18 protein-coding genes are annotated in these 25,253 nt (G+C 60.6%); 7 read left to right on the forward strand and 11 right to left on the reverse strand.

The genetic code is table 11. From position 1 onward, the window contains the following. Positions 1–27: 27 nt before the first annotated feature. The 6 genes from G7009_RS21190 to G7009_RS21215 all read right to left on the reverse strand — a co-directional run bounded on the left by G7009_RS21190 (position 28) and on the right by G7009_RS21215 (position 9,413). Positions 28–1,569, reverse strand: a complete 1,542-nt coding sequence (locus G7009_RS21190) for a class I adenylate-forming enzyme family protein (RefSeq protein WP_181132052.1) — start codon at positions 1,567–1,569, stop codon at positions 28–30. Positions 1,570–1,574: 5 nt separating this feature from the next. Then, positions 1,575–2,369 (reverse strand): SDR family oxidoreductase, encoded by a 795-nt coding sequence (locus G7009_RS21195; protein ID WP_181132053.1) that lies wholly within the window; start codon positions 2,367–2,369, stop codon positions 1,575–1,577. 92 nt (positions 2,370–2,461) lie between these two features. After that, positions 2,462–4,963: an efflux RND transporter permease subunit gene (locus G7009_RS21200; RefSeq protein ID WP_258198017.1), complete on the reverse strand. Its 2,502-nt coding sequence runs from the start codon at positions 4,961–4,963 to the stop codon at positions 2,462–2,464. A gap of 32 nt (positions 4,964–4,995) precedes the next feature. After that, entirely contained in the window at positions 4,996–6,060 is a 1,065-nt protein-coding gene (locus G7009_RS21205) for a WD40/YVTN/BNR-like repeat-containing protein (protein WP_181132054.1), read from the reverse strand. 74 nt (positions 6,061–6,134) lie between these two features. Beyond that, on the reverse strand, positions 6,135–7,514 hold the full coding sequence (locus G7009_RS21210; protein ID WP_181132055.1) for a DUF1329 domain-containing protein: 1,380 nt from the start codon (positions 7,512–7,514) through the stop codon (positions 6,135–6,137). 39 nt (positions 7,515–7,553) lie between these two features. Next, on the reverse strand, positions 7,554–9,413 hold the full coding sequence (locus tag G7009_RS21215) for a DUF1302 domain-containing protein (protein ID WP_308813344.1): 1,860 nt from the start codon (positions 9,411–9,413) through the stop codon (positions 7,554–7,556). Positions 9,414–9,868: 455 nt separating this feature from the next. Between G7009_RS21215 and G7009_RS21220 the strand changes: the two genes are divergently transcribed. The 6 genes from G7009_RS21220 to G7009_RS21245 are packed head-to-tail and all read left to right on the forward strand — an operon-like array spanning position 9,869 to position 19,124. Beyond that, the gene (locus tag G7009_RS21220; RefSeq protein WP_181132057.1) at positions 9,869–11,881 is read left to right on the forward strand and encodes an oxidoreductase; all 2,013 of its coding nucleotides are present in this window, start codon (positions 9,869–9,871) and stop codon (positions 11,879–11,881) included. Positions 11,882–11,912: 31 nt separating this feature from the next. Next, positions 11,913–13,115: an acyl-CoA dehydrogenase family protein gene (locus G7009_RS21225; RefSeq protein ID WP_181132058.1), complete on the forward strand. Its 1,203-nt coding sequence runs from the start codon at positions 11,913–11,915 to the stop codon at positions 13,113–13,115. 2 nt (positions 13,116–13,117) lie between these two features. Next, positions 13,118–14,284, forward strand: a complete 1,167-nt coding sequence (locus G7009_RS21230) for an acyl-CoA dehydrogenase family protein (protein ID WP_181132059.1) — start codon at positions 13,118–13,120, stop codon at positions 14,282–14,284. Continuing rightward, on the forward strand, positions 14,277–15,830 hold the full coding sequence (locus G7009_RS21235) for a class I adenylate-forming enzyme family protein (RefSeq protein ID WP_181132060.1): 1,554 nt from the start codon (positions 14,277–14,279) through the stop codon (positions 15,828–15,830). The genes G7009_RS21230 and G7009_RS21235 overlap by 8 nt, the downstream gene beginning before the upstream one ends. Positions 15,831–15,871: 41 nt before the next feature. After that, entirely contained in the window at positions 15,872–16,885 is a 1,014-nt protein-coding gene (locus G7009_RS21240) for a Rieske 2Fe-2S domain-containing protein (RefSeq protein WP_181132061.1), read from the forward strand. A 28-nt stretch (positions 16,886–16,913) separates the two neighbouring features. Continuing rightward, the gene (locus tag G7009_RS21245) at positions 16,914–19,124 is read left to right on the forward strand and encodes an acyl-CoA dehydrogenase (RefSeq protein ID WP_181132062.1); all 2,211 of its coding nucleotides are present in this window, start codon (positions 16,914–16,916) and stop codon (positions 19,122–19,124) included. 134 nt (positions 19,125–19,258) lie between these two features. On the opposite strand, the gene G7009_RS21250 is transcribed toward G7009_RS21245, so the two are convergent. The 3 genes from G7009_RS21250 to G7009_RS21260 are packed head-to-tail and all read right to left on the reverse strand — an operon-like array spanning position 19,259 to position 21,729. After that, positions 19,259–20,038, reverse strand: a complete 780-nt coding sequence (locus G7009_RS21250; protein ID WP_181132063.1) for an enoyl-CoA hydratase/isomerase family protein — start codon at positions 20,036–20,038, stop codon at positions 19,259–19,261. After that, positions 20,031–20,930: an alpha/beta fold hydrolase gene (locus tag G7009_RS21255; RefSeq protein ID WP_258198018.1), complete on the reverse strand. Its 900-nt coding sequence runs from the start codon at positions 20,928–20,930 to the stop codon at positions 20,031–20,033. Before G7009_RS21255 ends, G7009_RS21250 begins: the two co-directional genes overlap by 8 nt. A 4-nt stretch (positions 20,931–20,934) precedes the next feature. Then, entirely contained in the window at positions 20,935–21,729 is a 795-nt protein-coding gene (locus G7009_RS21260) for an enoyl-CoA hydratase/isomerase family protein (RefSeq protein WP_181132064.1), read from the reverse strand. 232 nt (positions 21,730–21,961) lie between these two features. On the opposite strand from G7009_RS21260, the gene G7009_RS21265 reads away from it, so the two are divergent. Beyond that, complete coding sequence (locus tag G7009_RS21265) at positions 21,962–23,047, forward strand: glycerol dehydrogenase (protein WP_181132065.1); 1,086 nt, start codon at positions 21,962–21,964, stop codon at positions 23,045–23,047. Positions 23,048–23,096: 49 nt separating this feature from the next. Here G7009_RS21265 and G7009_RS21270 read toward each other — a convergent pair whose 3' ends face one another. Next, complete coding sequence (locus G7009_RS21270; RefSeq protein WP_181132066.1) at positions 23,097–23,903, reverse strand: metal-dependent hydrolase; 807 nt, start codon at positions 23,901–23,903, stop codon at positions 23,097–23,099. A 173-nt stretch (positions 23,904–24,076) separates the two neighbouring features. Continuing rightward, on the reverse strand, positions 24,077–25,210 hold the full coding sequence (locus tag G7009_RS21275) for an epoxide hydrolase family protein (RefSeq protein WP_181132067.1): 1,134 nt from the start codon (positions 25,208–25,210) through the stop codon (positions 24,077–24,079). Positions 25,211–25,253 lie beyond the last annotated feature (43 nt).

Raw genomic sequence — 25,253 nt, forward strand, 5'->3', positions numbered from 1 at the left:
CCCTTCGCTGGCACTGCTTACCCTGCCCTAGCCGCTATAGCGCTCCCTGAGCACATGCTTAAGGATCTTGTTGAGCGTTTCATTACGAGGCAGGCGGTCAACCCGTTCGAGTTGCTCAGGTATCTTCTGCAGCATGATTCCGCGCTTGAGAAAGTAGTCGACCATCTCTTCGAACTGCAACGGCGGTAGGCCATCACTAGGCTCGATGACCGCGCAGACGCGTTCACCGCGCTCGGCATCGGGCAAGCCGATTACCGCCACGCCAGCCACCTTGGGGTGTTCGTAGAGCAGATCTTCCAACTCCCGCGCCGAGATGTTTTCACCCTTGCGAATGATCACATCCTTCAGCCGCCCGGTAAGCGTCACCCTGCCATCTGCACGTACCACTCCCAGATCGCCAGTGCGGAAGAAGCCCTGTTGATCAAATGCCTCGGCATCCAGGGCGGGATCTGTATAGCCCTTGAACACCGCATGCCCGCGCACGCGAACTTCGCCACTCTCGCCCACTGCGGCAAGGCTGCCGTCAGCATGCACGATACGCAGTTCTACCTCCTCAACCGGCAGCCCCTCACAGTTCGCAAGCTGTTCATCGCTATGCTCGGGCGAGCTGGCGCAGATGAGCGGCACTTCGGTCATGCCGTAATTGTGCGTCAGCGCACAGCCGAGCTCAGCCTTGACCTGGTAGTACAGTTCAGCCGGCTTTGGCGCGCCACCCCCGCAAAGCAGGCGCAGCGAAGGTAACAGTGGCTCCCCTGGCTGGCGCCGCTGTTCGGCCAGCCAGGCTTCATAGTGGGCGGTACTACCGCCGGTAGTACTGACCTTGAGATCCCGGAAAATCGCGGCGGCCTCGGCCACCTGGAACTTGTCCAGCAGCACGGCACTCATCCCGCTGCACAGCAGCATGGCGGTATACATTGCCCCGCCAATGTGCGCATAGGGGAACGCCATGGAGCCTACGTCCGTGGCATCCACACCCATCGCTCGGGCAAGGTTACGCCCTGCGATCATCAGGGTCTGATCGGTGTGACGGGCCCCTTTGGGCTCGGACGTAGTGCCCGAGGTGTAGTACACCCAGCGCACAGCGGCACCGTCTTCCGGCACCGGCGGCAGCTCGGCTGGCTTGCCTTGGGGCAGGTCGCCGGCCATCACGATGGTGACCGGCTTGAGCCCAAGGCCTTGGCATACGCGTTGCGCCATCGCCGGGTAATCACGCTCTTGGCTGCCCGGCACCAAGAGAAACTGCGAGCGATTCCGCGCCAGCACGCTGCGCAGTTCATGCTCCCCATACAGGGAGATGATCGGCGTCTGTATCGCGCCCAGGCGCGCCAGCGCCAGCGCAGTCAGCACCGCCGGTATGCCGGTGGGGAGCTGCCAGGTCACGACCGAACCGGGGCCAATACCTCGCTGCTGGAAACCTGCGGCTAGCCGTTCGGCGATGTGCAGCGCCTGGGCAAAACTCATGCGTTGGCGGCTACGCCCATCAATGAGCATGGTTGCCACTGGTGTCAGGTTGGCGCGACGCTGCAGCAGGGCCCACAGGGTAGGTGCTGCCAGTAGGGGTTGATCCATGATGCTTACCAGGCTGAGCGGTGGGCGCCGCCATCCACGGGGATCAGGCATCCGGTAATGTAGCCACCTAGCTGCGAGCATAGGTAGGTCGCCAAGGAGGCGATCTCCTCTGGTTTACCCATTCGGCGTACCGGCACGCCTTTCGATAGGCGCTGGAGCATGTCATCCAGCGAAACGCCTTTGCCTGCCGCCAGTGTATCGACCTGGCTGCGCATGTGTTCGGTGGCAATCCAACCTGTGGCGAGGGTATTGACGGTGACACCGTACGGGGCAAATTCATCAGCCAGTTGCTTGTTCAAGGTGACGACGCCAGCACGAGCGGTATTGGCCGCCATCAAGCGTAACCCCGGGGCCGGCTCCTTTGCAGCAGCAGTCCCTATGGTCAGCAGCCGCCCCCACTGCTGCTCACGCATATGCGGCAGGGTTGCGCGGGCCAGGTGTACCACGCTCATGACCAAGCCTTGGAAGGCATCGTTGAAGACATCTGCGCTGTCCTCGAGAAAGTCTCCTGGCTCACCGCCATGCACGTTGGTGATAACGATATCCGGGGCGGCAAATGCTTCGCGCGCCAGTGCTACGGCGCGCAGGACATCGACTTCACGCGTGAGGTCTGCGCTCACCCCGATTGCCGTACCGCCTTTGTGGCGGATACTGGCCACCGTCTCATCGATGGCGCCTTGCCCCCTGGCCACTACCACCACTCGGCAACCTTGCGCTGCGAGCATTTCACTGCAAGCGCGGCCGATGCCTTTGCTGCCGCCAGAGACCAGGGCCACACGGCCTGTCAATTCCAGATTCATTGTGCAAACTCCAAACGTCATGTCAGCTTCGCGAGTTCAGTCGAAGACAGGGTAGAGCGCAGCCGCTACGCCCTACCCTGCGCTGCCCGGGTTCAAATCGTGCTGCGGGAGACCTGGGGGCGACCAACCTCGTTGGCGGTGTGCGCTGCTGGCTCAAAGGTTCTCGTGGGTGCGGCGTGCGCCTTGGGCGGGCCAGCCTGCTCGGCCTTTGGTGAAGGCAGAAGGAAGTACGACAGGGCCGGGATCAGCACCAAGGCACCGAGCATGTTCCACAGGAACATGAAGCTGAGCAGGATGCCCATGTCTGCCTGGAACTTGATCGGCGACCAGATCCACGGCAGCACGCCGGCCGCCATGGTCAAGCCAACGAGCCCGACGATGCGGCCAACGAAGTCCAGGGAGCCTTCATAGGATTTAGCCAGGCTCATCCCCTGACGCTGCATGCCCAGCTGAACGCTGAGCAGGTAGAGGGCGTAGTCGACGCCCACGCCGACCCCTACGGCGATCACCGGCAACGTGGCCACCTTGATGCCGATGTCGAGCATGACCATCAGTGCTTCGCAGAGTATCGACGTGATGATCAACGGGATCAGCGCCACCACCACCGCACGCCAGCTGCGGAAGGTAATGAAACACAGCAAGGCAACGGCGCCATAAAGCACCAGGTGCAGTGTCCAGAAGCTGCGCTTGACCACGATATTGGTGGTCGCCTCAATCCCGGCGCTGCCGGCGGCCAGCATGAACACCCGGTTTTCGGTGTTAAATTCAGCAGCATAGTTCTCCACCTGCTCTACAACCCGGTCCAGCGTAGCGGCCTTGTGATCTGCCAGATACGCCACCACCGGGGTGATCTCGCAGCTGCGATCGGCCAGCTCTGGCCGATCCGTGGAGAACATATTGAAGGCTTGCGTGCGATTGCTGTTGTTGCGCGTGAGGGTCATCCACTTTGGGTTGCCCTCGAACATACCGGCAGTGGCCAAGCGAATGCCGTCGGCCGGTGAGAAGGTGGTCTGGACACCAGGGATTTCCCGCAGGCGGGCACTCAACCGATCGGCCTCCACCAGTGAAGCGAAGTGCGTGCACTCGCCCCGCGGGGTCTTGAGCATCACCACGAACTGGTCGGTAGATAACCCATAGTTCTCAGTGACATAGGCAACGTCACGGTTGTAGCGCGATTCGGGGCGCAGTTCAGGGGCACCTGGGTTCAAGTCGCCAAATTTAACCTGCTGGCTAATGGAAAGGCCGACGGCAGTGACCACCACTGCGCATGCCACCGTGATCGTGGCGCGGCGGCGCTCAGTCAAGCGGATCAACCCTGTACGAATCGCCTGCACCGGGCTGCGGCCGGCGTCCAATTGCTGCGCCGACTGCACGCTACGTTTGGCAGCCGCCTGGCTGACACCAAAGTAAGACAGCAGCACCGGGATCAGGAACAGCTTGGTGAAGATCAGGATCGCCACGCCCAGGCTGGTGGTCAAGGCCATGTCGCGAATCACCGGGATATCGATGATCATCAATACTGCAAAGCCAACGATGTTCACCAGTAGCGCTGTGAGCCCGGCCATGAACAGCCGGCGGAACGTGTAACGCGCCGCGACATACTTGTGGGTGCCACGGCCCACGTCCTGCATGATGCCGTTCATTTTCTGCGCGCCATGGGACAAGCCGATGGCGAAAATCAGAAACGGCACCAGGATCGAATAAGGGTCGAGTACATAGCCTAGTACGCTAAGCAGGCCCAAGAGCCAGACCACGCCGAGCATCGCGCAGAACACCAGCAGTAGCGTACTGCGCAGGCACCGCGTGTACGCCAGCACCAAGACGCTGGCGATGAGCACCGAATAGGCGAAATACATCATGACATCGTAAAGCCCGTCGATCAGGTCGCCGACCAGCTTGGCGAAGCCAATGATGTGGATCTTGATCTTGTCGCTCTGGAGCGAACGAACCTGGGCCTCCAACTGGTGAGAAAAGGCGCTGTAGTCCAGTGCTTTGCCGGTCTCAGGATTGATGTCCAGGAGCGGCACGAAGATCATCGACGAGCGCATGTTGTTGGCAACATAGCTGCCGACGATGCCCGCCCGGGTAATGTTGTCCCTCAGTTGCTCCATTGACGCTGGGCTACCGTCCCAACGATCGGGGATCACCGGGCCGCCGCGATAGCCTTCCTCGGTGACCTCGGTCCAGCGCAGGCTGCTGGTCCATAGGCCACGCATCCAGCCCTGGTCAACGCCGGGCAACAGGAATACGGCATCGTTGACCCGTTGCAGGGCCAGCAAGTAGTCCTTGTCAAAAATGTCACCTTGGGTGTTCTCTACCACGATACGGGTGGAGTTACCCATGCCCCGCAGGGTGTCGCGGTGCTCGAAGTAGTTCTGGATGTAAGGGTGTGACTGCGGGATCATTTTCTCGAAGCTGGTGTTCACGGGCAGTTTCAGCGCGCTCCAGCCAAAGAACAACGTCAGCAACGCACACAGCGCGATGACCGCGACACGATGGTTGAACACCATGCGTTCCAGCCAGTTGCCACTGGCCCTGTCGAATTGCTGCGGGTCCGCAATGACAGGCATGTCGAGTGCGTTTGAGAAAGCCATATTCGCCTCTTATTGTTCTTTATTCGCTACGCTTAACGCACGTTTACCTGACGCACACCTGAATAACCAACCGTCACCGCTTTGCCGTCTGGCAACAGCGCCAGGCTTGAGAAGCGTCCAGGCCGGGTTACCGGCAAGGCCTCGAAACGATCAATCATCGCATCGCTGACGCTCACGCGACCGTCGACGCTGGCAAGCAAGAAGCGCCCGTCTGGCATTGCTTGGACGTCACTTAGCGCAACCTTTATGCCGGTTGCTACCGGCGACCACGCCGTGCCTTGGTCCAAGGACTTGTAGGTGGTGCCGCGCAACCCCGCAGCAATCACCGCGTGTGGTGTTGCCTCGATACTGAAGAAGCTGCCGCTGTAACCCGTTTCAATGGGTTCAAATCGGCCGGCAGGCTGATTCAAGCGGAACACGATACCGCGCTCAGAGGCGATGAATACCTGCCCCCCCACCCCAGCGATTGCCAGGTAATGGAGAAACTCCGGGTTATCCACCCGCTCCATCCAGGACACCCAGGTTTTGCCGCCATCGGTTGTGGCCAGCAAAGTTCCGAACGTGCCTGCGGCGAAGCCGCGTTGGTCGTCTGCAAACCAAACGTCCATCAGCGCCTGCTCCGGCCCGTCTTTATAGTTAAGCTTGACGCCCTCTAGGTAGGCCTGGGCGGTTTCATCGCCATGCTCGGCTAACACAGTGAAATGATCGAACAGATCCTTCGCGGCCTGACGACCGTCGTACTGCTTGACCCAGCTTTTGCCATGGTCAGTGCTGTGCAGGATGACGCCATCATGACCTACCGCCCAACCTTTCTCGGCGGTTACGAAATCCACCCCCAGCAGATCGGAAGATACCGGGGAAGCAATTTGCTGCCAGGTAGCGCCAGCATCATCGGAGGCAATGATTAGCCCGTGGGCTCCCACGGCCACCAGCCTGTTGCCCGCCACGGCAACCGCATTGAGCTGGGCAGAGACCAGGTTGCTCACGGTCGCGGCCGGGCGGTCCAGTGGGTCGATAAACGTGTCGGCTTGCTCCGCCAGAACGGGCAGGCAGCACGACACAAGTACAAACATAAACAGTTTACGTACCGCAGCCATTTCAACCTCACACCGGTGCCGGAAACGACGTGGAGGGAGATTGCTCCCCCTCCGCTCAACCTCTCAGCGGCCGCTCAGCGCACCCCACTGCCTGCCAGGTTGCCTGAGGTGAAGAAACTCGCCGGGTAAGGGCCCACCTGGTAGAAACCGGTCATTTTCGGCGCACCCATGAGCGAGCCATTGCCATAGACGCCCTTGGTCATGTCGTAGAGTACGTACTGGCCATTGCGGTAGGCCGGCTTCTCATACTGTTGCACCGACGGCTGATACATCAGGTGATGGACCTTGCCAGCCTGATCTTGCGAGTAATAGGTAAGAATGCTCCAGCTGTCCTCGTCCAGCATGAAATGCTTGACCTTCTGCACGTGTCGCTCGCCTGCCTTGAGGGTCGCCTCCACTACCCATACCCGGTGCAGTTCCCAGCGCAAGACATCGGGGTTCAAGTGCTTAGGCGTGTTGGCGACCTTGGGATCAACGCTCCATGCCTTGTAGGTGTTGTAAGGCACGAGCATTTCCTTGCGCCCTACCAGCTTGAAGTCAAACTTGTCCATCTTGCCGTCAAAACCGTTGATCTCATCGAACAACAGGATGCCGCCGCTAGAAGTACTTACAGTGTCGTACTTGAATTCAGGCGCCAGCCGCACACGACGCTGACCGGGCACGTAGGTCCAGGCCATTGCCTCTCGCTTGTGGGTTTCGAGGAAGTTAAAGCGCATCTGCTTGACCCCCGCCGATGCCGATGGCTCGCTTGTGGACGCCACCAGTGCCCAGTAGGGCTGGTTGTCAGGCACCTTGTCGAGGCTGTTGTCCCAGTACAGGTTGCGGTTTTCAATCTTCTGAACGCTGGTCAGGCTCACGCCGCCAGAACTGTCGATCAAGTAGGCGGCCTGCGTACCCTCGGAGAACGGCACCTCGTACTTGACGCTGGCGTTCCACATAGCCTCATAACCGTCTTTCGGGATCGGGAAGGGAATCTGTGCATGGGCACCCTCAAGGCCCGGGGCAGCGCCTACCAGCTTAGGGTTTTTAACCCGTTTGATCGTGTTCTCATAAACCCACTCTGGGTAGCATGCGGTGCGGTGAGTCTTGTACACGTCGACGCGAAAAGTCTCCGGGTACCGCTTGAACAGCTCCAGGGTACCGCCGTCCAACTTGTCCTTGTACTGTTCAAGATTGGTTGCCGTTACGCTGTACAACGGCTTTTCGTTGGCAAACGGATCCGCATAAGGCGAACCACCTTTGGCGCCCATGATCGGCTTGTAGTCGGCTGGAGCCGAGCAAAGGCCGCCGTCCCAGGCCGGAATGCTGCCATCAGCGTTAGCCGCCTTGATCGCCCCTAGAGGCGTCAGGCTCTGGCCCAGCTGCTTGATCTCGTCGTCCGTAGGCGTGGCGAAGGCATGGCTCACGAGCAGCACACTCGTGGCACCGGCAATCAGCATTTTTTTGTAATACATTGACTAATCCCTCACGTCGGGCAGAAAAAGCGGAACTGGCTAGTACGTCGCCTTATAGGTAAAGGACAGCCAGCCATGATTGTTCTGAACGGCCGCACCGTTGGTGTAATCGCTGGTTACGTAACTATTCGCCGGGTTGACGTCGTAGTCAGCGTATGAGTCGATCCACTTGAGCGTAAAGTTATGCACCTGGCGATACTTACCGCTAATACCGACAGAGTAGTTGTAGGCATCTTCACTGGTGCCGCCCAAGGTTGGGCTGTTACCGTCGATGCCGTAGGCGACGCTGACAGGCATCGACACATCCCAGCCTGGGAACAACTGCGGCCACTCCGGTGTGAAGCCAACCTGCATGCCCCACGAGTCCTTGGTCGCACAATTTTCTGTGAAGCCGGTTACGCAGCCGTGGCCACGGCCGTTGAAGCGCTCTGAGTTCTCGGTGATCTTGTCCAGACGGTTATAGGTCACCTCACCCTGCAACGTGCCCCCTTCCCACAACGCTGTCTTGGGCAAGAGGTAGATGCCGTTGATCAAGCCGTGCCAGGAATTACCTCGAGCGCCTTCTGCTTCATCGTAAGTTGCATCGGTATTGTTACCCGGTACCACGGAGTAGCCGGCTACTGAGTTGAGCGCAGTGTTCTTGCGATAAGAGAGCTCCCCTGCAACGCTGATGGTGCCAATATTCTTGGTCAAGCTGAAGCCGTACAGCTCGGTGTCCCGGGCATAGTTCAGGCGGATTGCGTTAGGCAGCGACCGGAATACACCGGGGGCGACCTGGGTAATACCAGCCTGGGTAAAGCTCCAAGGCAGCTTTTCATCGAACTTGCGGTAGTAAAGGCCTGCCGTACCTTCCAGCCAGTAGGGGCTCCAGCGCAAGTTCACGCCAAAATCACCGCTGTCGTGCGGCTCGAGATCGTCGCCGTTGGGGATGCTGAACAGCGAAGCGGGCGAGCCAAGGTCGGAGCGCGCACCGTCAGAGCCGGAAAAGTAGGTGCCGCCCGGCACCAGGCGAAACGGCTTCCAATCCAGCAGGTACTGGGCTGAGAGCGCCAACTCGTCGGTCAACTGGATGGTGGTGGATATCTGGTCAAGTGGCAGGAACAGTTCCTTGGCTTCCGAGCCAGGGCTCGTGGCCGACTTGATGGTGTCCACCGGGCCTTGCGAGTAGGCAATACTGTTGCCAATCGAGAACAGCGACTCACCCCAGTACACGTTGTGCTGGCCAGCCTTGATGTTGACGCCGACCTCGCCTAGCTGGAAACCAGTGAAGACAAAGGCGTCGAGGATCTCTCCGGAAGGCCCGGAGATATATCGGTTGGCATAGCCGTTGTAGTGATTATTGGTGTAGTTACCACTGGCACCAAGCGCACTGTTGGGTTCGGCGCTGTCCTGGTAGACGGTGTCATACCAACCCGCGGCGCTCACTCGGAAGCCATGCTTTTGGCGCCAGACGACGTCAAGTTCGGTGAGCAGGTCCAGGCGGTTGGTGATCATGGCGCCACGGTCGAACTTGTTCTCTGTATCGTCGAAAAACGGCGATCGGTTGAAATTGTCGTTTTTCCCTTCCATGCGCCATCCGGCGTTATAGCGCACGGTGTTGTCCCAGCGCACGTCGAAGTCTGGGTTGCCGGTGTCGATCGACATTGCCTGCACGCCACCGCCACTGACGCCAAGGATCAATGCGATCGAACAGGCTAATTTGCTGGGGCTATATAGGCCAGGAACACCACTACAAGCATTTCTTGTTTTTGTTGTTTTCAATTGGATGCTTCTCCGATTCAGATCGGTTTTTTTGTCGACTCCGCACGTCCGGAGGCGGTCACAACATCGGCAATCTAGAAGCGGCAAGCCCATCAAAGGCCCCTGTCGGGCGCTGCTCCTGGAAAGATAAGCTAACATAGCGTCAGCTTTGCGCAAGCCCTCTGTACACAAAAAAAAGAAGCGTCCACGGTTTTCGTTTCCAATCAGTAACTTAACCTGATTGATGGCAATACGATAGCCTTTTGGCCTATGCCAGGGCTACGACATTCAGCGTGCAAACAGTGACCTTGGGTCAGGCAGATACCACTGAGATAGAGCGTTTAAGGCCGGTTACACTCAAAGCATCCGCCACCCTCTTTCCGCCTTGCGCACTCACTGAAGCGTTCAGCACACCCTCACCATTCAATATCCTGGAGCCGCCGACCCAGGCGCATCTGCCAGCCAGGGAGCTAGCGCGCAGTTACCTAAGCATGCCTCTAGCGCTCTCCCTTTAACTGATATATCGTCAGCTATATATCAATGCCCGCGGCCATTAACGAGGCCGGACCCAGCATGAGGGTTAGTGGCCAGAGCGCTATTCACAGGAGGCAACGATGCCACACGCTCCCTACCCCCACCTTTCACAGGACTTGCTCCTGCGAAACCTGCGCATCCCCAACCGCACGGTAATGGCACCCATGTCCACTAACCTGGGCAGTAAGGACGGCTTCGTGACGTGCGAGCAGATTGCGTTCTATCGCGAACGCGCTGCGGGTGGCACAGGCATGATCATCGTAGAGTTCTGCTGTGTAGAGGGCGCGACTGGGCGTTCCGAGCACCGCCAGCTGACCCTGGAGACCCCTGCCCAAGTCGCTGGCCATCAGCGTTTGGTGGAGGCAATCACCTCCGCTGGCTCAGTTGCCTGCCTGCAACTGCAGCATGGCGGCCGCGGCGCCAAGCGCGACCTGTTAGCCGATGGCATGCCCATCGCGCCAAGCGATGTCGCCACCCGCTCCGGCCGGTTGATGGCCCGCGCAATGACCGACGACGAGATCGAGCGGCTGATCGAGGCGTTCGGCCGGGCTGCCGAACTGGGAGTGCAAGCCGGCTACCAAGCCGTCGAGTTGCACGGCGCCCATGGCTACTTGCTGACATCATTCCTGTCGCCCTACTCCAACCAACGCACAGACCGCTGGGGCGGCGACGAAGAACGCCGGCTCAACTTCCCCCGCCGGGTTATTCAACGGGTCCGGCAGAGCATCGGCGACCGGCCGCTGATCTTCCGGCTGTCTGCCGATGAGTTCACCCCTGAAGGGCTGGCCATTGAAGACATGGAGCGCATTGCGCCCAAGCTTGTGGCTGCCGGCGCGGATGCTCTGCACGTATCGATCGGGCTTGGCTGGACCAGCTTCGACAAGGTGGTAGAGCCCATGTCTACCCCTGAAGGGTGGCGCCTGCCCTACTCCAAGCGCATTCGTGCGGCCGCTGGCGTGCCGGTGATCACCGTAGGGCAGATCCGTTGGCCAGAAACAGCCGAGCGCGCCCTGCGTGAAGGCGATGCCGACCTTATCGCACTCGGCCGGCCGCTATTGGCCGACCCGCAGTGGGCCAATAAAGCCTTGCGCGGGGAGCGGGAGCAGATTCGGCCGTGCACGTCGTGCAACTATTGCGTGGCCATCAGTTCAGCCGCAGACGGTGCGATTGGCTGCGCCGAGAACCCGCGCGCAGGCCATGAGCTGGACGCGCTACCGGACGCCGGCAGCCTACGTGGCCGCCGTGCGGTGGTGATCGGCGCCGGCCCAGGCGGCATGGCGGCTGCATTGATGCTGCAGCAAGCCGGCTTCGTCACCGAGTTGCACGAATCCCGCACGGTGCTCGGTGGCGGCCTTATCGCCTCGGCAGCACCGCCTTTCAAGGACAAGCTCACCTGGTACCTGGATTACCTCAAGAGCCAGCTCGAGCGCAGCGAAGTAAAGGTGCGTTTGGGGAGCAGGGCTGGCCTGGCCGACCTCACCCAAGGTGAGGCCCCGGCCATCGTGATGCTCGCCACAGGCGGGCAACCGCTGCGGATGCCGATTGAAGGTGCGAACAGCCCTGTGGTGATCGATGCCTATGAGTTGTTGATGGGCACCCGACCGTCGCTCCCCGTCGATACCAATGAATACCCGGTGCTTGTCTACGGCGGCGGCGAAACCGGTTGTGAAACGGCCGAGTTGCTCAGCGAACAAGGCCACGAGGTCATCCTGGTGAGCCGCTCTTCGGCCGAGCAACTGGCGCGCTCCGCAGAAATGATTTACCGCGGCGTGCTCAAGCGCCGGCTGCAGAACAACCCGCGCATGCACATTCAAGACAACGCCAGCATCGAGCGCATTTTTGATGATGGGCGCGTCGTGCTGCGCCATCAGGACGGCTCGGTTAGCCAGGTACAAACCAGTGCAGTCCTGATTGCCCAAGGCCGGCGCCCTGATGAGAGCCTGCTGCGCGGCCTGCTCGAAGCACAGATACCGGTAAGCGTAATCGGGGATGCGCGTCGCGGCGGGCGCATCGGCGATGCCGTGCATGACGCTTACCGAGCGGTCCATGGCCTGTGCGCCGTGGCCACTCCGGTGCAGCCGTTGGCGTGTTGAACGAGACCTGAATCTGTCGAAGGAAATTGCCATGCAACTACAGCTCACCGCGGAAGATGAATGCTTTCGCGACGAAGTTCGCGCCTTTCTCAAGGCCAACCTGCCAGCGGATGTGATCCGCCGCACCCGCACGGGCATGCACCCACCAAATGAAGACGATCGCCGCTGGTGGAATCGGGTTCTGCATGACAAGGGCTGGGCCGCAGCGCACTGGCCAGTGGAATACGGCGGCACCGGCTGGTCGCACCTGCACACGCATATCTTTGAGTACGAATCCTGGTTGGCGGGCGCGCCTGAGCTGCGCTGGCAAGGTTTGCGCCTGCTTGGCCCAGTGCTTTATACGTTTGGCAGTGCCGAGCAAAAGGCCCGCTACTTGCCCGCCATCCTCAAGGGTGAGGAAATGTGGGCTCAGGGTTTCTCCGAGCCTGGCGCGGGCTCGGACCTGGCCTCGCTGAAGACCCACGCCGTGCTGGACGGTGACCACTACATCATCAACGGCCAAAAGCTTTGGACCACCGAAGGCCAGTATTGCGAGCAAGGGTTCTTCCTAGTCCGCACGGAAAACGCCGACCGCCCGCAGAAAGGCATTTCGATGATCATCATCGACATGCGAACCCCAGGCGTCACCGTGCGCCAGATCCCGATGATCAATGGCGAAGGGTCCACCTGCGAGGTGTTTCTCGATAACGTCCGGGTGCCTTGCGCCAATCTGCTTGGGGAGCCCGGCAGTGCATGGTCCCAGGCCAAGTTCCTGCTGTCGAATGAACGCACCTCGAGCGCTGACCTGTACAAGGCCCGTGGCGACCTCGAGCGCATTCGTATCATCGCCAGCAACGAGCACAAGGGCGGACAACCGCTCCTGCTCGACCCCACCTTCGCCCGTCGCTTCGGCGCGCTGCGGCTGGAAGTCGAGGCCTTGGAGTGGTCGGTACTGCGAGTCATGCACGAGGCACCCAGCCGGCATCCGATTGCGGCTTGCGCCTCGGTACTCAAGGTGCGGGGCTCCAGCCTGCAGCAAAAGCTCACCGAGCTGATGGTAGACGCCTTGGGTCAGCGCAGCCTGCGCCAATACCGGCGCGACGAGGCCTACGCCGAGCCTGCCGGCGACCCGCTGTGGCCTGCGTACACACCGGGTGTAACCACTGACCTCATGTACTTGCGTGCCTGCACCATCTATGGCGGCGCCATGGAAGTGCAGAAAAACATCATCGCTAAACTGGCATTCGGATTCTGACCATGAACTTCGATCTCACCGATGAGCAACGACTGCTGAGCGACAGTGCCGAGCGCTACGTACGCGAACGCTACTCCTTCGAGGAGCGCAGGCATCTGTTCAAGGACGCCCAAGGCTTCTCGCGCCACCATTGGCGTGCCTTTGCCGAAATGGGATGGCTCGCCCTGGACATCCCGGAAGCACTCGGCGGCTTGGGCGGCACTGGCCACGACTTGGTGCTGTTGATGGAACAACTGGGTGCGGGCCTGGTAGCCGAACCCGTGGTGGACACCGCCGTGCTCTGTGCTCGCCTGCTACTTCCTTGGGGCGAGCCGGCGCTGCGTGAGCAGCTGCTTGAGCAAGTAATCATGGGCGAGGTGGTGCTGGCCCTGGCGCATCAAGAACAACAGATGCGTCACGAGTACGAATTCGAGGTGTCGACCAAGGCCCGAGCCGTCGCCAATGGCTGGACGCTGTCCGGAGTCAAGCATCGGATCTTCCATGGCGCGGGTGCCGATCACTGGGTGGTCAGCGCCGAGATCGAAGGTACCGGTGACTTCGCCCTGTTCCTGGTGGCACGACAAACAGCAGGCGCGGCACTTGAGGATTATGAACTGATCGATGGTACCCGCGCGGCCGACATCAGCTTCGACCATGTGCTGCTTCCGCAGAGTGCACTGATCGCCCGCGGTGATGTAGCCCAACAAACTTTGGAAACCGCCCTCGATTATGCGGTGCTGGCTACCAGCGCCGCATGCCTCGGCTCGATGGAGCAGGTCATGGCGTTGACCGCAGATTACCTCAAGACCCGCGTGCAGTACGGCAAGCCACTGGCGCAGTTCCAGGCGCTGCAACACCGCATGGCTGAAATGTTCGTGGAGACCGACCAGGCGCGTTCGATGTTGTTCAGCGCCGTTCGCGCCTTCGAGACCGGTGACCCAGTGCAGCGCGGCCTGGCTGTCTCGGGCGCCAAGGTGATCGTTGCGCGTGCCCAGTACTTCGTAAGCGGCCAGGGCATCCAGTTGCATGGGGCCATCGGTACCACGGACGAATATGCCGTGGGCCACCATTACAAGGCAGCCGTGGTCTACGACAAGCGTTTTGGCGATAGCGAATTTCACCTCGATCGCGCCAACGCAGACCTGCGCCTGGCAGATGATCGCCGCCTGCGAGGTGCCCTCTATGCATGACTACCTGCCGCTTTCCTTCGCCGATGACCTGGAGCAACGCGCCCGCAGCTATGCCGATGAACCGGCCTACCTGCAGGACGCACGACACATCTCCCACGGCGAACTGTTGACCAGCGCCAAGCTGATCAGCTCGGCCATCTACGCCGCGGGCGTACGCCGCCAGGACCGAGTCGGCATCCTTTCGATGAATTCCATCGAGTTCGGCGAGATCATGGCAGCCACACAGTGGGCTGGTTTCATCCTGGCGCCGGTGAATTTCCGCCTGGCGCCGGCAGAAATCGCCAGCATCATTCGCGACGGTGCTCCCAAGCTGTTCTTTTTCGAGGCCCAGTACCTACCAATCATGGAGCAGCTGCGCCATGAGCTGCCATCGATTGAAACTTACGTGTGCATTGGCGCCGAAGCAGACTGGGCGTTGCACCATGAGGACTTTTTCTGCACCGGCGATGAGGCCGGCCCGCCGATTCGCGCCAGTGAGCAGGATATCTGCTGCCTGATTTACACCAGTGGCACCACCGGCAAGCCCAAAGGCGTGATCTGGGGGCACCGTGAATATCGCCAACTGATACAGATGGACGCCTGGCTGTGCGATATGCAGCAACCGGACGTCACCCTGATCGTCATGCCGATGTTCCACCTAGGCGGCATGGTCATCAGCCTGTCCCAGCACGTGCGGGGCGGCGCTGCCTACCTGCAGCGCCAGTTCGAGCCACTGGAAGTGCTCAAGGCCATCGAACAACAACGCCTGTCTATCTTGCTGCTGGCGCCCACCATGGTGCAGATGGTCCTGGACCACCCCTATGTGGCCCAGGCGGACTTCTCCAGCGTGCGCACCATCATCTATTCGGCAGCACCCATGCCGGTGCCGGTGCTCAAGCGGGCCATCGAGGTATTTGACGGTTGCGGCTTCGTCAACCTGTTTGGCCAGAGCGAAATCTGCATGTTCTGCCTCTCGGCAGAGCAACACCGGCCCGATGGTAGCGAGCAAGAGCGCAAGCGCCTTGGCTCTGTAGGCAAGCCCTACCCCAACTTGCTGACCAAGGTAGTGGACGATCATGGCCAGGAATGCCCAGTGGGTGAACCCGGCGAGATTCTTGCCAAGAGCAGCGCCATGTTCCGCGGCTACTGGAACAACCACGGCGCCACCTTGGAGACCCTGCGCGACGGTTGGTGTCACACCGGCGACATGGGTCGTTTCGACGAGGACGGCTTCCTGTACCTGGTAGACCGCAAGAAAGACATGATTATCACGGGTGGCGAAAACGTCTACTCGCGCGAAGTGGAAGAAGCTCTGCTCCAGCATCCCTGCGTATCGGAATGCGCGGTGATCGGCATCCCGGACCCCAAGTGGGGAGAAAACGTCTGCGCGGTGATCACTTTCAAACCCGGTCGCAGCGCCAGTGAAAATGAGCTGATCGAGCACAGCCGCGGGTTGATTGCCGGCTACAAAAAGCCGAAGAAGGTCATCGTGGTGGACGCCCTGCCAAAGTTGGTAACAGGCAAGGTCAACAAGATCGAGTTGCGCGGCCTGTACGCCAAGGCCTGACCTGAATCCATCGTGAATAATAAGAAGAAGAGAGACAGTAAATGCTCAACCTGTCGATGAAGCCCACAGGCTGGTTCCAGATCGGCTGGAGCGCGGAGATTGCTCCAGGCGGCGTCAAGCCAATGAAATACTTTGGCCATGACCTCGTTGCATTCCGCAGCGATGCTGGCGAACTGGCCGTCCTAGACGCCCACTGCCCACACATGGGTGCCCACCTGGGCCATGGCGGCAAGGTCAAGGGTGACTGTATTGCTTGCCCGTATCACGGCTGGGAATGGAACACTCGGGGCGAGAATATGTTAATCCCCGGTGAGGAGCGGCGGATACCAAAAAAAATGCGCAAATGGCACGCGGTGGAGCGCCATGGCCTTATGTTCCTCTGGCATGACCCCGCCGGTGGCGCGCCACGTGAAGGCTGGGAGCTGCCTGACGTGTTCGAGCACCCCGAGCACCCGGCCAACCCGCAAGACTTCTACCCCTGCTACCCGAATGCGATTGTATTCAAGCCCAATGAGCGCATCCACCCGCAACTGATGACAGAGAACGCGGCCGATACCGCGCACTTCCGATTTACCCACCACGCGCCGGAAGACCCGGAGTTGCTCCATTTTGACACCAGCACGCCGGTGTGGAAGTCCGAAATGGGTTTTCTAAACAAGCACACCAAAGAAATTGCCTTGCGCTTGCACGCCAGGAATGCCGGTGTGGGATTGTCCTTTACCATCTTCCAGCACAAGGTGCTAGGTCGACGCCTGGTGCTGTCTTGCACGCCAATTGATGACGACAGCTCTGATCTGCGCGTCAGTTATTACTTCCCGCGTGACCCCACCTCCCCCGAGGTCATGCCCGAGCATGTGCGGGCATTGGCGCGCCAGACCGAGGAGCTGTTCGAGGAAGACGCCCGCATGTGGCGGCACCAGCGTTTCCGCCAGCAGCCTATTTTTGCTAAGCGGGATGTCACCGCCTACCGCGCGCTGCGCCAATGGTGCGCGCAGTTCTATGAGGCCGAGGGCCACCCGATCGGGCCAATGAAGGTTATGGAGGACGAGCAATGAGCACCCTCCCGTGCAATGAGGGCTGTATATGAAGCTGGCGATCACTGCAGAGCAACAGATGCTTCGCGACTCGGTGGCGCGCCTGTTTGCCGAACAATCGACCCCGGCCAAGGTTCGCGCAGCCGAAGCCAGTGGCTTTGACCCTGCGCTTTGGCAGCATCTGGTGGAGATGGGCATTACCACCATGCGTGTGCCGGTCGAAGCTGGTGGCAGCGACTTGGGCCTGTTCGATGCGTTGTTGGTGGCCGAAGAGGCCGGTCGCCACCTGACCTCTGTGCCATTGGCCGAAAGTCTCCCGGCTGCGCGCCTGCTGGCAACCTTGGGCAGCCCGCAAGCCACTGAATTACTCGAGCGCATCAACCGTGGTGCAGTGGTAACCCTGTTGCCATGGCCGCTGGATAAGCCAGCCCAGCACGTGGTGCTACCCGGCGTGGGCGCTGCCGAAGCCGTGCTAGCGCTGGACGGCAATAGCATCGTCGCGCTCACCGGCGAGCTTTTGCGCCAACCCCAGGAAAACCTGGGCAGCGACAGCTGCCGGGTACTTGCCAAAACGCAGCTGGTTAGCCTTGAGCGTGAGCTACTGGCAAACAGTGAGGATGCTCGTCGCGCGTTCCTCGCCGCCGTTGAAGAATGGAAACTGCTCAAGGGTGCGATGCTGGTGGGCCTTTCGCGTCAGGCCATTCAATTGGCGGCAGGCTATTCGTGTGAGCGTAAACAGTTTGGCAAGTTTATCGGCAGCTTCCAGGGCATCGCCCATCCATTGGCTGATGCGCTGACCGAAGTAGACGGCAGCCAGTTGCTGCTTTGGCATGCCGTGGCGGCGATTGCGGGCAACCAGGCGGACGCCGCTGCGATGGTCTCCATGGCGTGGTGGTGGACTGGGCAAGCAGCGAATCGGGCGGTAGCCTGTGCCCTGCATACCTTTGGTGGCTACGGGGTATCGCTGGAGCACGACATCCAACTCTACTATCGCCGTGCTCGTGCCTGGTCGCTGCTGGCAGGCGACCCAGCGCTGGAGCTCGATACCATCGCCGACCGGTTGTGGAACGAGCAAACCGAGGTACCGCTGCCTGATGCTGGCGAAGTCACCGTCGAGTTCGGCTACGGCGAGGCCGCGGCGCGCTTTGCTGAGGAGGTGCGCGAGTTCTTCGAGGCCGCCCTCACTGACGAGCTGAGAGCCCATGCGCATCACTCGGTCGATGGCTACCACCCAGGGTTCAACCGCGCGCTGGCCGAAGCCGGCCTGCTGTTCCCGCACTGGCCGGAACAATGGGGCGGGCGTGGCAAGAACGCATTCGACATGCATGCGCTGCAGGAAGTGTTCGAGACGTTCAATTGGCAGCGCATCACTGGCCCTATTACCAACCAGGTGGCGCAGATCGTCATGCGCTTCGCTAGCGAGCAGGCCAAGGCTGAAGCCCTGCCCCGGTTTGCCCGTGGCGAGGCGTTGGCGTGCCTGGGCTTTAGCGAACCCTCCTGCGGCTCGGATGTGTTCGCGGCGGCGACCCGTGCCACACGCACCGTGCAGGGGGCGTGGCGAATAGAGGGGCAAAAGATCTTCACCACTGCGGCAAACCTGGCCGACTATTGCTTCCTGCTGGCCAGGACCGATCTCGAAGCCCCCAAGCACGCAGGCCTGACATTGTTCCTGGTGCCAATGACGCTGCCGGGGATCGAAGTACAACCGGTCCATACCATGCAGGATGAGCGCACCAATATCACCTACTTCAGTGGCGTTGAAGTGCCCGATTGCTACCGGGTCGGCGAGGTTAATGCCGGCGTATCGGTAATGGCCGCCACGTTGGAGCTTGAGCACAGTGGCGACCAGTACCGCGTCAGCTACTGGAATATGTACCGCCACGCTTTGCAGTGGGCTAGAGAACAGGACCGCCTGGGCGAGCAGGATGTCCGCCGTCGCCTGGCCAAGGTTGCCGTGCACACCACCATCGCGCGCGATCTTTGCTACCGGGCGACTTGGTCGGTTCAGGCCCAGGCGCCCAATAGGGCGGCCTATGGCCCGATGTCCAAATTGTTCTCGACTGAGCGGTACCACCGCGATGCGGTAGACCTGATGGAGCTGTGTGCGCCGCTCTCTCTGCTCCAGGCTGACGAGGGTGTCGGCTTGGTGGAATTGGGTTATCGGCAGTCCATCGGCATGACGATCTATGGCGGCACTAGCGAAATCCATCGCAGCTTGATCGCCGAACAAGGGCTAGGCATGCCCCGCTCACGCACCTGAACTGCTGCCGCGCGCGCCCACTGGGTGTTGCGCGGCGGCGTTCGTGGCACCTGGCGTTCTAGACCGACAACCCCTGCATACAAAAAGCCCCGATAAATCGGGGCTTGCGCTTAGCGTACGCCAAGCGAGCAACATCACAACCCAGTAAACTTCGGTGAGCGCTTGTTAAGAAACGCATCGACTGCCTCTCGGTGATCCCGAGTCAGATATAGCGCCGCCTGGTTATCCATCTCGTAATCCAGCGCATCCCCCAGGCAGGTGACCCCACGCGCCAGGGCCGAACGCACCAAGGCGACCGACAACGGTGCGTGGGCGGTAAACTGTTCGGCGATTTCCAAGCCGCGTGCAAGCGGGTCTACGTCCTCCTCCAGGCACTCGTCCACTATCCCCAACCGCGCGCCTTCAACCGCGCCCACCACACGTGCGCTGTAGAAAATACGCTTGGCCTGTGCCAGGCCGACGCGTTGAGGCAGGGTCCAGAGCAGCCCGAGGTCGGGGATCAAGCCTACCTTGGCAAAGGATGAAACGAATTTGGCATCCGGACTTGCCACCACAAAGTCAGCTGCAGCGGCCAGGGAGAAGCCAGCGCCGGCAGCGTAACCCTGGACCACGGCAACCACCGGCTTGGTGCCTTCGACCACGGCACGGATAACCCGATGACCGAGTACCATCCGCCCGCGCCCTACCGGCAGCGGCCGCTCGGTAGACATACCGGAGACATCGCCACCGGAGCAGAAATGCCCGTTCGCCCCTTTGAGGATAATCGCCCGCACCTGGGCGTCTTCATTCAAGTCCTCGAGGCATTCTGCAAGTGCAAACAGCATGTCGCGGGAGAGTGCGTTGCGGGTTTTTTCGTTGTTCAGGGTGACGACGGCAACTGCGCCGTGTCGTTCCTGAAAGACCAGTTCATTCATGGTGCGCTCCAGCGGCCAGCAACCCGCGCAGCATTGCGATCACGGCGAGGGGCTGGTCGATCATCATGTGGTGGTGGGTTCCGGGTATACCAAACGGGCCGCGGCCCAAGGGCAGCAGATCAACTGCCTGTTGCGCGTCACCCGGCTCGACCACCAGGCTGCACTCACCAAAGACCACATCGACCGGGCGCTGCACCTTCGGTAGCAGGTCTTGGCCGAGGTCTTCATCGAACAGCCCGCGGGGCAGATCGGGGTCGAACTTCCAGCACCAGCCCTGCGCTTCCTGGCGCAGGGAGTGGCGGGCAATCTCGTCCACGATGCAGGGCAGCGCCAACGGCTGCGGGGGCATGAGGCGGTAGCGCCCCAATGCAGTATCCAGGTCAGGGTAATAGCGCTTGCCGGTGTTGCTGGCCGTATCGACGGGCAGCTTGACGTCAGGCAAGAGCAGGAACGAATCCAGCAGTATCAGGTGGCGGAATAGATCCGGCCTGACGCTGCACGCTTGCAGTAGCCGTGAGCCGCCATAGCTGTGGCCGATGCCCGTCACCGCCCCCAATGCCAGGCAATCGATCAGCCCAGTAATCGCCTGCGCAGCGAAACGCAGTGGGTACTCGCGCCAGTGCTCGCTGTCGCCCATACCAGGCAGGTCCATGGCAATCACCCGCCGGCCAGCGGTCAGGTGCGGTGCGATGCCATCCCACCAGTGGGCGTGCGCGCGCATGCCGTGAACCAGTAACAGAGTGGGCAGTTGCGAGTGTTGTTCTCCCCACTCCAGATAGTGCAGCCGATGGCCCTGCACTTCAACGAAGCCAGGGCGGCCGGGGCGCTGCTGCGACCACGAGAACCAGTCGGGGCAAGCCGACTGGTCCAAGGCCATGTGGCTGGCATTCATCGGCTTAGCGCTTGTTGAATACAGGTTTGCGCTTCTCACGGAAGGCCGCGATCGCCTCTACGTGATCCGGGTGCTGCGAAGAGATATTCTCGTAGGCCATGCCGACGTCCATCATGCTCGCGGCCATCTGGCGCAGCGGTACGTTGATGGTGGTCTTGCTCCAGCGCAGCGACTGCACCGGCATTGCCGCCAGTTTGTCTGCATAGGCATCAACGTAGTCATTGAGCTCGGCAGCCGGCATGGCCTTGTTGATCAGGCCAAATTTCTCGGCTTCGGCCGCGCTCAACTTCTCGCCCGTGAACAGGTAGTGCTTGGCGCGGGCGTAGCCCATCAGGTAAGGCCACATGATCTGGCCACCGTCGCCGCTGATCAAGGCGACGTTGTTGTGCGGGTCACCAAAGCGTGCCGTATCAGCCGCAAAGATAATGTCGCTGAATACCGCCACGGTCGAGCCCAGGCCGATCGCATCGCCATTGACCTTGCAAATGATCGGCTTGTCGCACTCGAGCATGCCGTTGACGATGCGCTTGGCCTCCCGAACACAGCGGTAGAACTCAGCCGGGTTGTCGTGCAGCCACTGCATGTACTCGATGTCGCCGCCTGCACTGAAAGCACGGCCGGCCCCGGTCAGCACAATGATGTCGCTTTCCTTGTCCTCAACCAGGTCATAGAACAGCCAAGACAGTTCGGTGTGCGACTCACCAGCAAAGCTGTTGAGCTTTTCGGGTTGGTTGAAGGTCACGGTCAGAACGCGGCCACGGCGTTCAAAGGTCATCGTCTTGTAATCAGCGAAATTCATCGTCGCGCTCCAGGTCATATAGGCTATTGTTGTTTGATTAAAGCTGACACTAGGTCAGTTATGTGTAGACTGTATAGCACTGCATCAAGGCTGGCAAGCCGCACTAGGCATCCGATATTCTCCAGGCATCTGCTACCGATGTGGAAAACAGGGAACACGCAGCGGTGGCCGCCGGATTGCAGCAAAAAAACAACAGAACTGACAGATATTCCACTTTAGGCGGAGTCAACACATGCGGATCTTTGCGGCAACCTCACGGTACGTACAAGGCGCTGGGGCGCTGGACCAGCTGGGCGAGCACTGCCGGCCGTTAGGCAGCAGCGCGTTCGTGATCACCGACGCGGACATGGCTACACTGCTTGGCGCCCGCGTCGTGGCCAGTTTCGAGGCGGCGCAGTTGGCCAGCGCTATAAAGGTCTTCCCAGGGGAGATCACCGCCCCCGCCATCGCCGAGTTGGCTGCCCGGGCGCGTGAGTTTGGTGCACAGATGATTGTCGGGCTGGGTGGCGGCAAGGCACTGGACACGGCCAAAGGCGTGGCGCTTGCGCTGGGCGCACGTAGCGTCAGCGTACCGACAATCGCCTCCAATGATGGCCCCGCGAGCGCTGCCATCGCCGTCTATGACGAGCATCACATCATGCAGGACATTCTCCACCTGCCGCGCAACCCGGAGTTGGTCCTGGTCGATACCCAGGTGATCGCCAATGCGCCAGTGCGCTTTCTGCGGGCCGGTATAGGCGACGCGATCTCCAAGAAATTCGAAGCGCAAGCCTGTGCGGCTGCGGGAGCGACCACGTTATTGGGCACACACGCCTCGCTCACGGGCCTGATGGCGGCTGATGCCTGCTACACCATCATTCGACAGCATGCCGTGGGTGCGGTCCGCGCCGTGGAACGAAATGAAGTCAACGACGACCTCGAAGCGTTGGTGGAAGCGACGGTACTGCTCAGCACCATAAGCTTCGAGAATGGCGGCTTGTCCCTGGCCCACGCCCTCGCACGGGGTTTTTCGTATCTGGACCGGGCGCGCGGAACACTGCATGGCGACCATGTCGCCTATGGGCTGCTGGTGCAGCTGATGATGGAAAAGCGCGACCAGGCGTTCATTCTTGAATTGTGCGGCTTCTTCAGGGAGGTCGGCTTGCCCACGCGGCTGGCCGACTTCGGCCTTGATAAGCCCAGCAGCAAGGAAATCCGCGAGCTTGCGGAAAAGTCCATGGTTAGCCCCAGCGCGGCCCGGTTTGCCCCGCCGGTCAACGCCGACCAGCTGGAAGTAGCGATTCTTCAGGTTGAGGCGTTCAGTAACGACGTGGCCTGACCCGTAGAACCGTCAACCCGGGGAAGTCCCCGGGTTGCGTGTCGTTCAATTAGCCAAAGCGCGCCAGCAGCGCCGCCATACCAGGCGAAGGCACCATCTTGCCAGGGTCGTAGAACGGCGAGAGGACTTTGAGCAAGCGCTTGCGGCTTGCCTGTGAAATCTTCCCTTTAAGGGCCTTCTGCCGCGCGATCGACTCCTCGCGCTGCTCGGGCGTCATGGCCTCGCGGTCAACGTCATTGAGGTAGGCGGCCACGCGGGCGGTGTGGGTACCGATGTGCTTGACCGCAAAAATGAAGGCCCAGACCCGGTACAGGTAGGCAAAGGGACCACCACCGTACAGTGCTTTGTAAGCCTGGAAGCACACCTCGCGGTGCTCGAACTCTTCCGCCAGGTGCCATTTCCAAAGATCTACTGCTGCTTGATCGGCGCCCTCCAGATATTCTTCCAGTTCTTCGAAGAACACCTGGCCTGCAGCGGACCCCATTGCCTCGAAGCCTTCGCAGTAGGCCACGTTGAAGCGCAAGGAGCGGTTAGCGAGAAAACTTGCGTAGTCGTCCCGGTAGGGCTTCTCTAGCGCCTGCATGCCGGCATAACCAGACCGGTAGAGCATTTTGTTGAAGGCTACATGCTGCTTGCAGTGCTGCACCTCTTGTTTGTTGAAAATCTCGATATTGTCGCGCAGGGCGCTGTGTTTCTCGCCCAGGGTATCCTTGACCCGCATCATCACCTTGACCAAATATGGCTCGATATGGGCCGGCACGGTGGAGAAGGCGTTATAGCTTTGGGCGAATTCACGCACCGGTGCCCAGTGGGGCCGGATCGTGGAAAAATCGAATGCGGGTTGGCGGACTTTCATCCCACTGTTCCTCTTATTGTCATAGGTTGCAGCCGATGCAACACCGGCTGCCTGTCCCTGATCGACGACAGCTGTTGCCCATATAAATGACTGGTAGTCAGTTGTAAGTCGGTGGACGCTGTACGTCAATTAGCGCGGCGACGACCGGTCGCCCCGCATGGTGATTGTCGGCCTCAGCTTCGGCCCCAGCTTTGCAAGTCTTCGACGAATCGCCGAGGGTTTTCCATTGCAGCAAAATGCCCGCCCTGCTCCAGCCGGCTCCAGCCTGACACGTTGTAGACCAGCTCCACGCGGCTCGGGGGGGGCGCGGGTGCCAGGGCATCGCCAGTGCATTCGAGGAAGTGCGTAGGCACTTCGCAACGGGTGCCCTCCGGCAGCAGCGTATAGCCGTCCTGGACCACCCCAGGGTAGAACCAGGCAGCACTGGTGAAACTACCGGTCATGACGTAGATAAGAATGTTGGTAAGCAAGCTGTCGAGGCTGAACACCTCTTCAAGCGGTCGCCCGCGCAGGTCGGCCCAGTCATGGAACCGCTCCAGGATCCACGCCGCCTGGCCCATTGGGTTATCGGCGGCGGCCCAGGCGATGGACTGGGGTTTGCTCATCTGGAGTGCGGCATAGGCGCTATAACCGCGCTGGGCACTGTCGAGTTGGCCTTGCCAGTGCTTTTCAGCATCGGTGCGGGGCGGCACCAGGGAACGGAAGCCGAGCATGTTCAGGTGGATAGCCTCCACGTTAGCCGCATGATCCAAGCCAAGCCAGGACGTGACGATGGCCCCCCAGTCGCCGCCTTGGGCGCGGTAGCGGGAGTAGCCCAGTACATCGGTCATTAACGTGTTCCACAGTGCAGCGGTGTGGCGTTGAGTGGTGATACCGGCAGGTTTCCCACTGAAGCCAAAGCCAGGCAGGCTGGGGATTACCAAGTCGTAGGCATCGGCGGCATCACCGCCATGGCGCGATGGGTAGGCAAGCGGCTCGATGCAGTCCCAGAATTCGTAATGCGACCCTGGCCAGCCATGGGTAAGCAGTAGCGGTCGACGCCCCTCGGCTTCGCCTTTTACATGGACGAAATGCACCTGCTGGCCAGCGATGTCTACCTGGAACTGCGGGTAGCGGTTGAGCACCGTCAGACAGGCCTGCCAGTCGAAGCTATGCAGCCAATGCTGCTGCAGGCGGGCGAGAAAGTCGGCGTCGCAGCCGAGGGACCAGCCCGCGCCCGCAGGCGCGGGGGGCAAGCGGCAATCAGCAACCTTGGCCAGAACTCGGTTGATGTCTGGCTCGGCCCACTCTACCTGGAATATATTCATTATTATTGTCTGCACCTTTTAATGAGTGATGGCTGGGTCGATA

Origin of the sequence: Pseudomonas capeferrum, from assembly GCF_013523055.1 — a bacterium.
Lineage (GTDB): Bacteria > Pseudomonadota > Gammaproteobacteria > Pseudomonadales > Pseudomonadaceae > Aquipseudomonas > Aquipseudomonas capeferrum_A.

Coding starts and splice junctions, on each gene's coding strand:
- G7009_RS21255 (WP_258198018.1), bottom strand. CDS start 20,930: ATGAATGCCAGCCACATGGCCTTGGACCAGTCGGCTTGCCCCGACTGG.
- G7009_RS21235 (WP_181132060.1), top strand. CDS start 14,277: ATGCATGACTACCTGCCGCTTTCCTTCGCCGATGACCTGGAGCAACGC.
- G7009_RS21195 (WP_181132053.1), bottom strand. CDS start 2,369: ATGAATCTGGAATTGACAGGCCGTGTGGCCCTGGTCTCTGGCGGCAGC.
- G7009_RS21225 (WP_181132058.1), top strand. CDS start 11,913: ATGCAACTACAGCTCACCGCGGAAGATGAATGCTTTCGCGACGAAGTT.
- G7009_RS21270 (WP_181132066.1), bottom strand. CDS start 23,903: ATGAAAGTCCGCCAACCCGCATTCGATTTTTCCACGATCCGGCCCCAC.
- G7009_RS21220 (WP_181132057.1), top strand. CDS start 9,869: ATGCCACACGCTCCCTACCCCCACCTTTCACAGGACTTGCTCCTGCGA.
- G7009_RS21205 (WP_181132054.1), bottom strand. CDS start 6,060: ATGGCTGCGGTACGTAAACTGTTTATGTTTGTACTTGTGTCGTGCTGC.
- G7009_RS21240 (WP_181132061.1), top strand. CDS start 15,872: ATGCTCAACCTGTCGATGAAGCCCACAGGCTGGTTCCAGATCGGCTGG.
- G7009_RS21250 (WP_181132063.1), bottom strand. CDS start 20,038: ATGAATGAACTGGTCTTTCAGGAACGACACGGCGCAGTTGCCGTCGTC.
- G7009_RS21275 (WP_181132067.1), bottom strand. CDS start 25,210: ATGAATATATTCCAGGTAGAGTGGGCCGAGCCAGACATCAACCGAGTT.
- G7009_RS21230 (WP_181132059.1), top strand. CDS start 13,118: ATGAACTTCGATCTCACCGATGAGCAACGACTGCTGAGCGACAGTGCC.
- G7009_RS21210 (WP_181132055.1), bottom strand. CDS start 7,514: ATGTATTACAAAAAAATGCTGATTGCCGGTGCCACGAGTGTGCTGCTC.
- G7009_RS21190 (WP_181132052.1), bottom strand. CDS start 1,569: ATGGATCAACCCCTACTGGCAGCACCTACCCTGTGGGCCCTGCTGCAG.
- G7009_RS21200 (WP_258198017.1), bottom strand. CDS start 4,963: ATGGCTTTCTCAAACGCACTCGACATGCCTGTCATTGCGGACCCGCAG.
- G7009_RS21260 (WP_181132064.1), bottom strand. CDS start 21,729: ATGAATTTCGCTGATTACAAGACGATGACCTTTGAACGCCGTGGCCGC.
- G7009_RS21245 (WP_181132062.1), top strand. CDS start 16,914: ATGAAGCTGGCGATCACTGCAGAGCAACAGATGCTTCGCGACTCGGTG.
- G7009_RS21215 (WP_308813344.1), bottom strand. CDS start 9,413: ATGTTAGCTTATCTTTCCAGGAGCAGCGCCCGACAGGGGCCTTTGATG.
- G7009_RS21265 (WP_181132065.1), top strand. CDS start 21,962: ATGCGGATCTTTGCGGCAACCTCACGGTACGTACAAGGCGCTGGGGCG.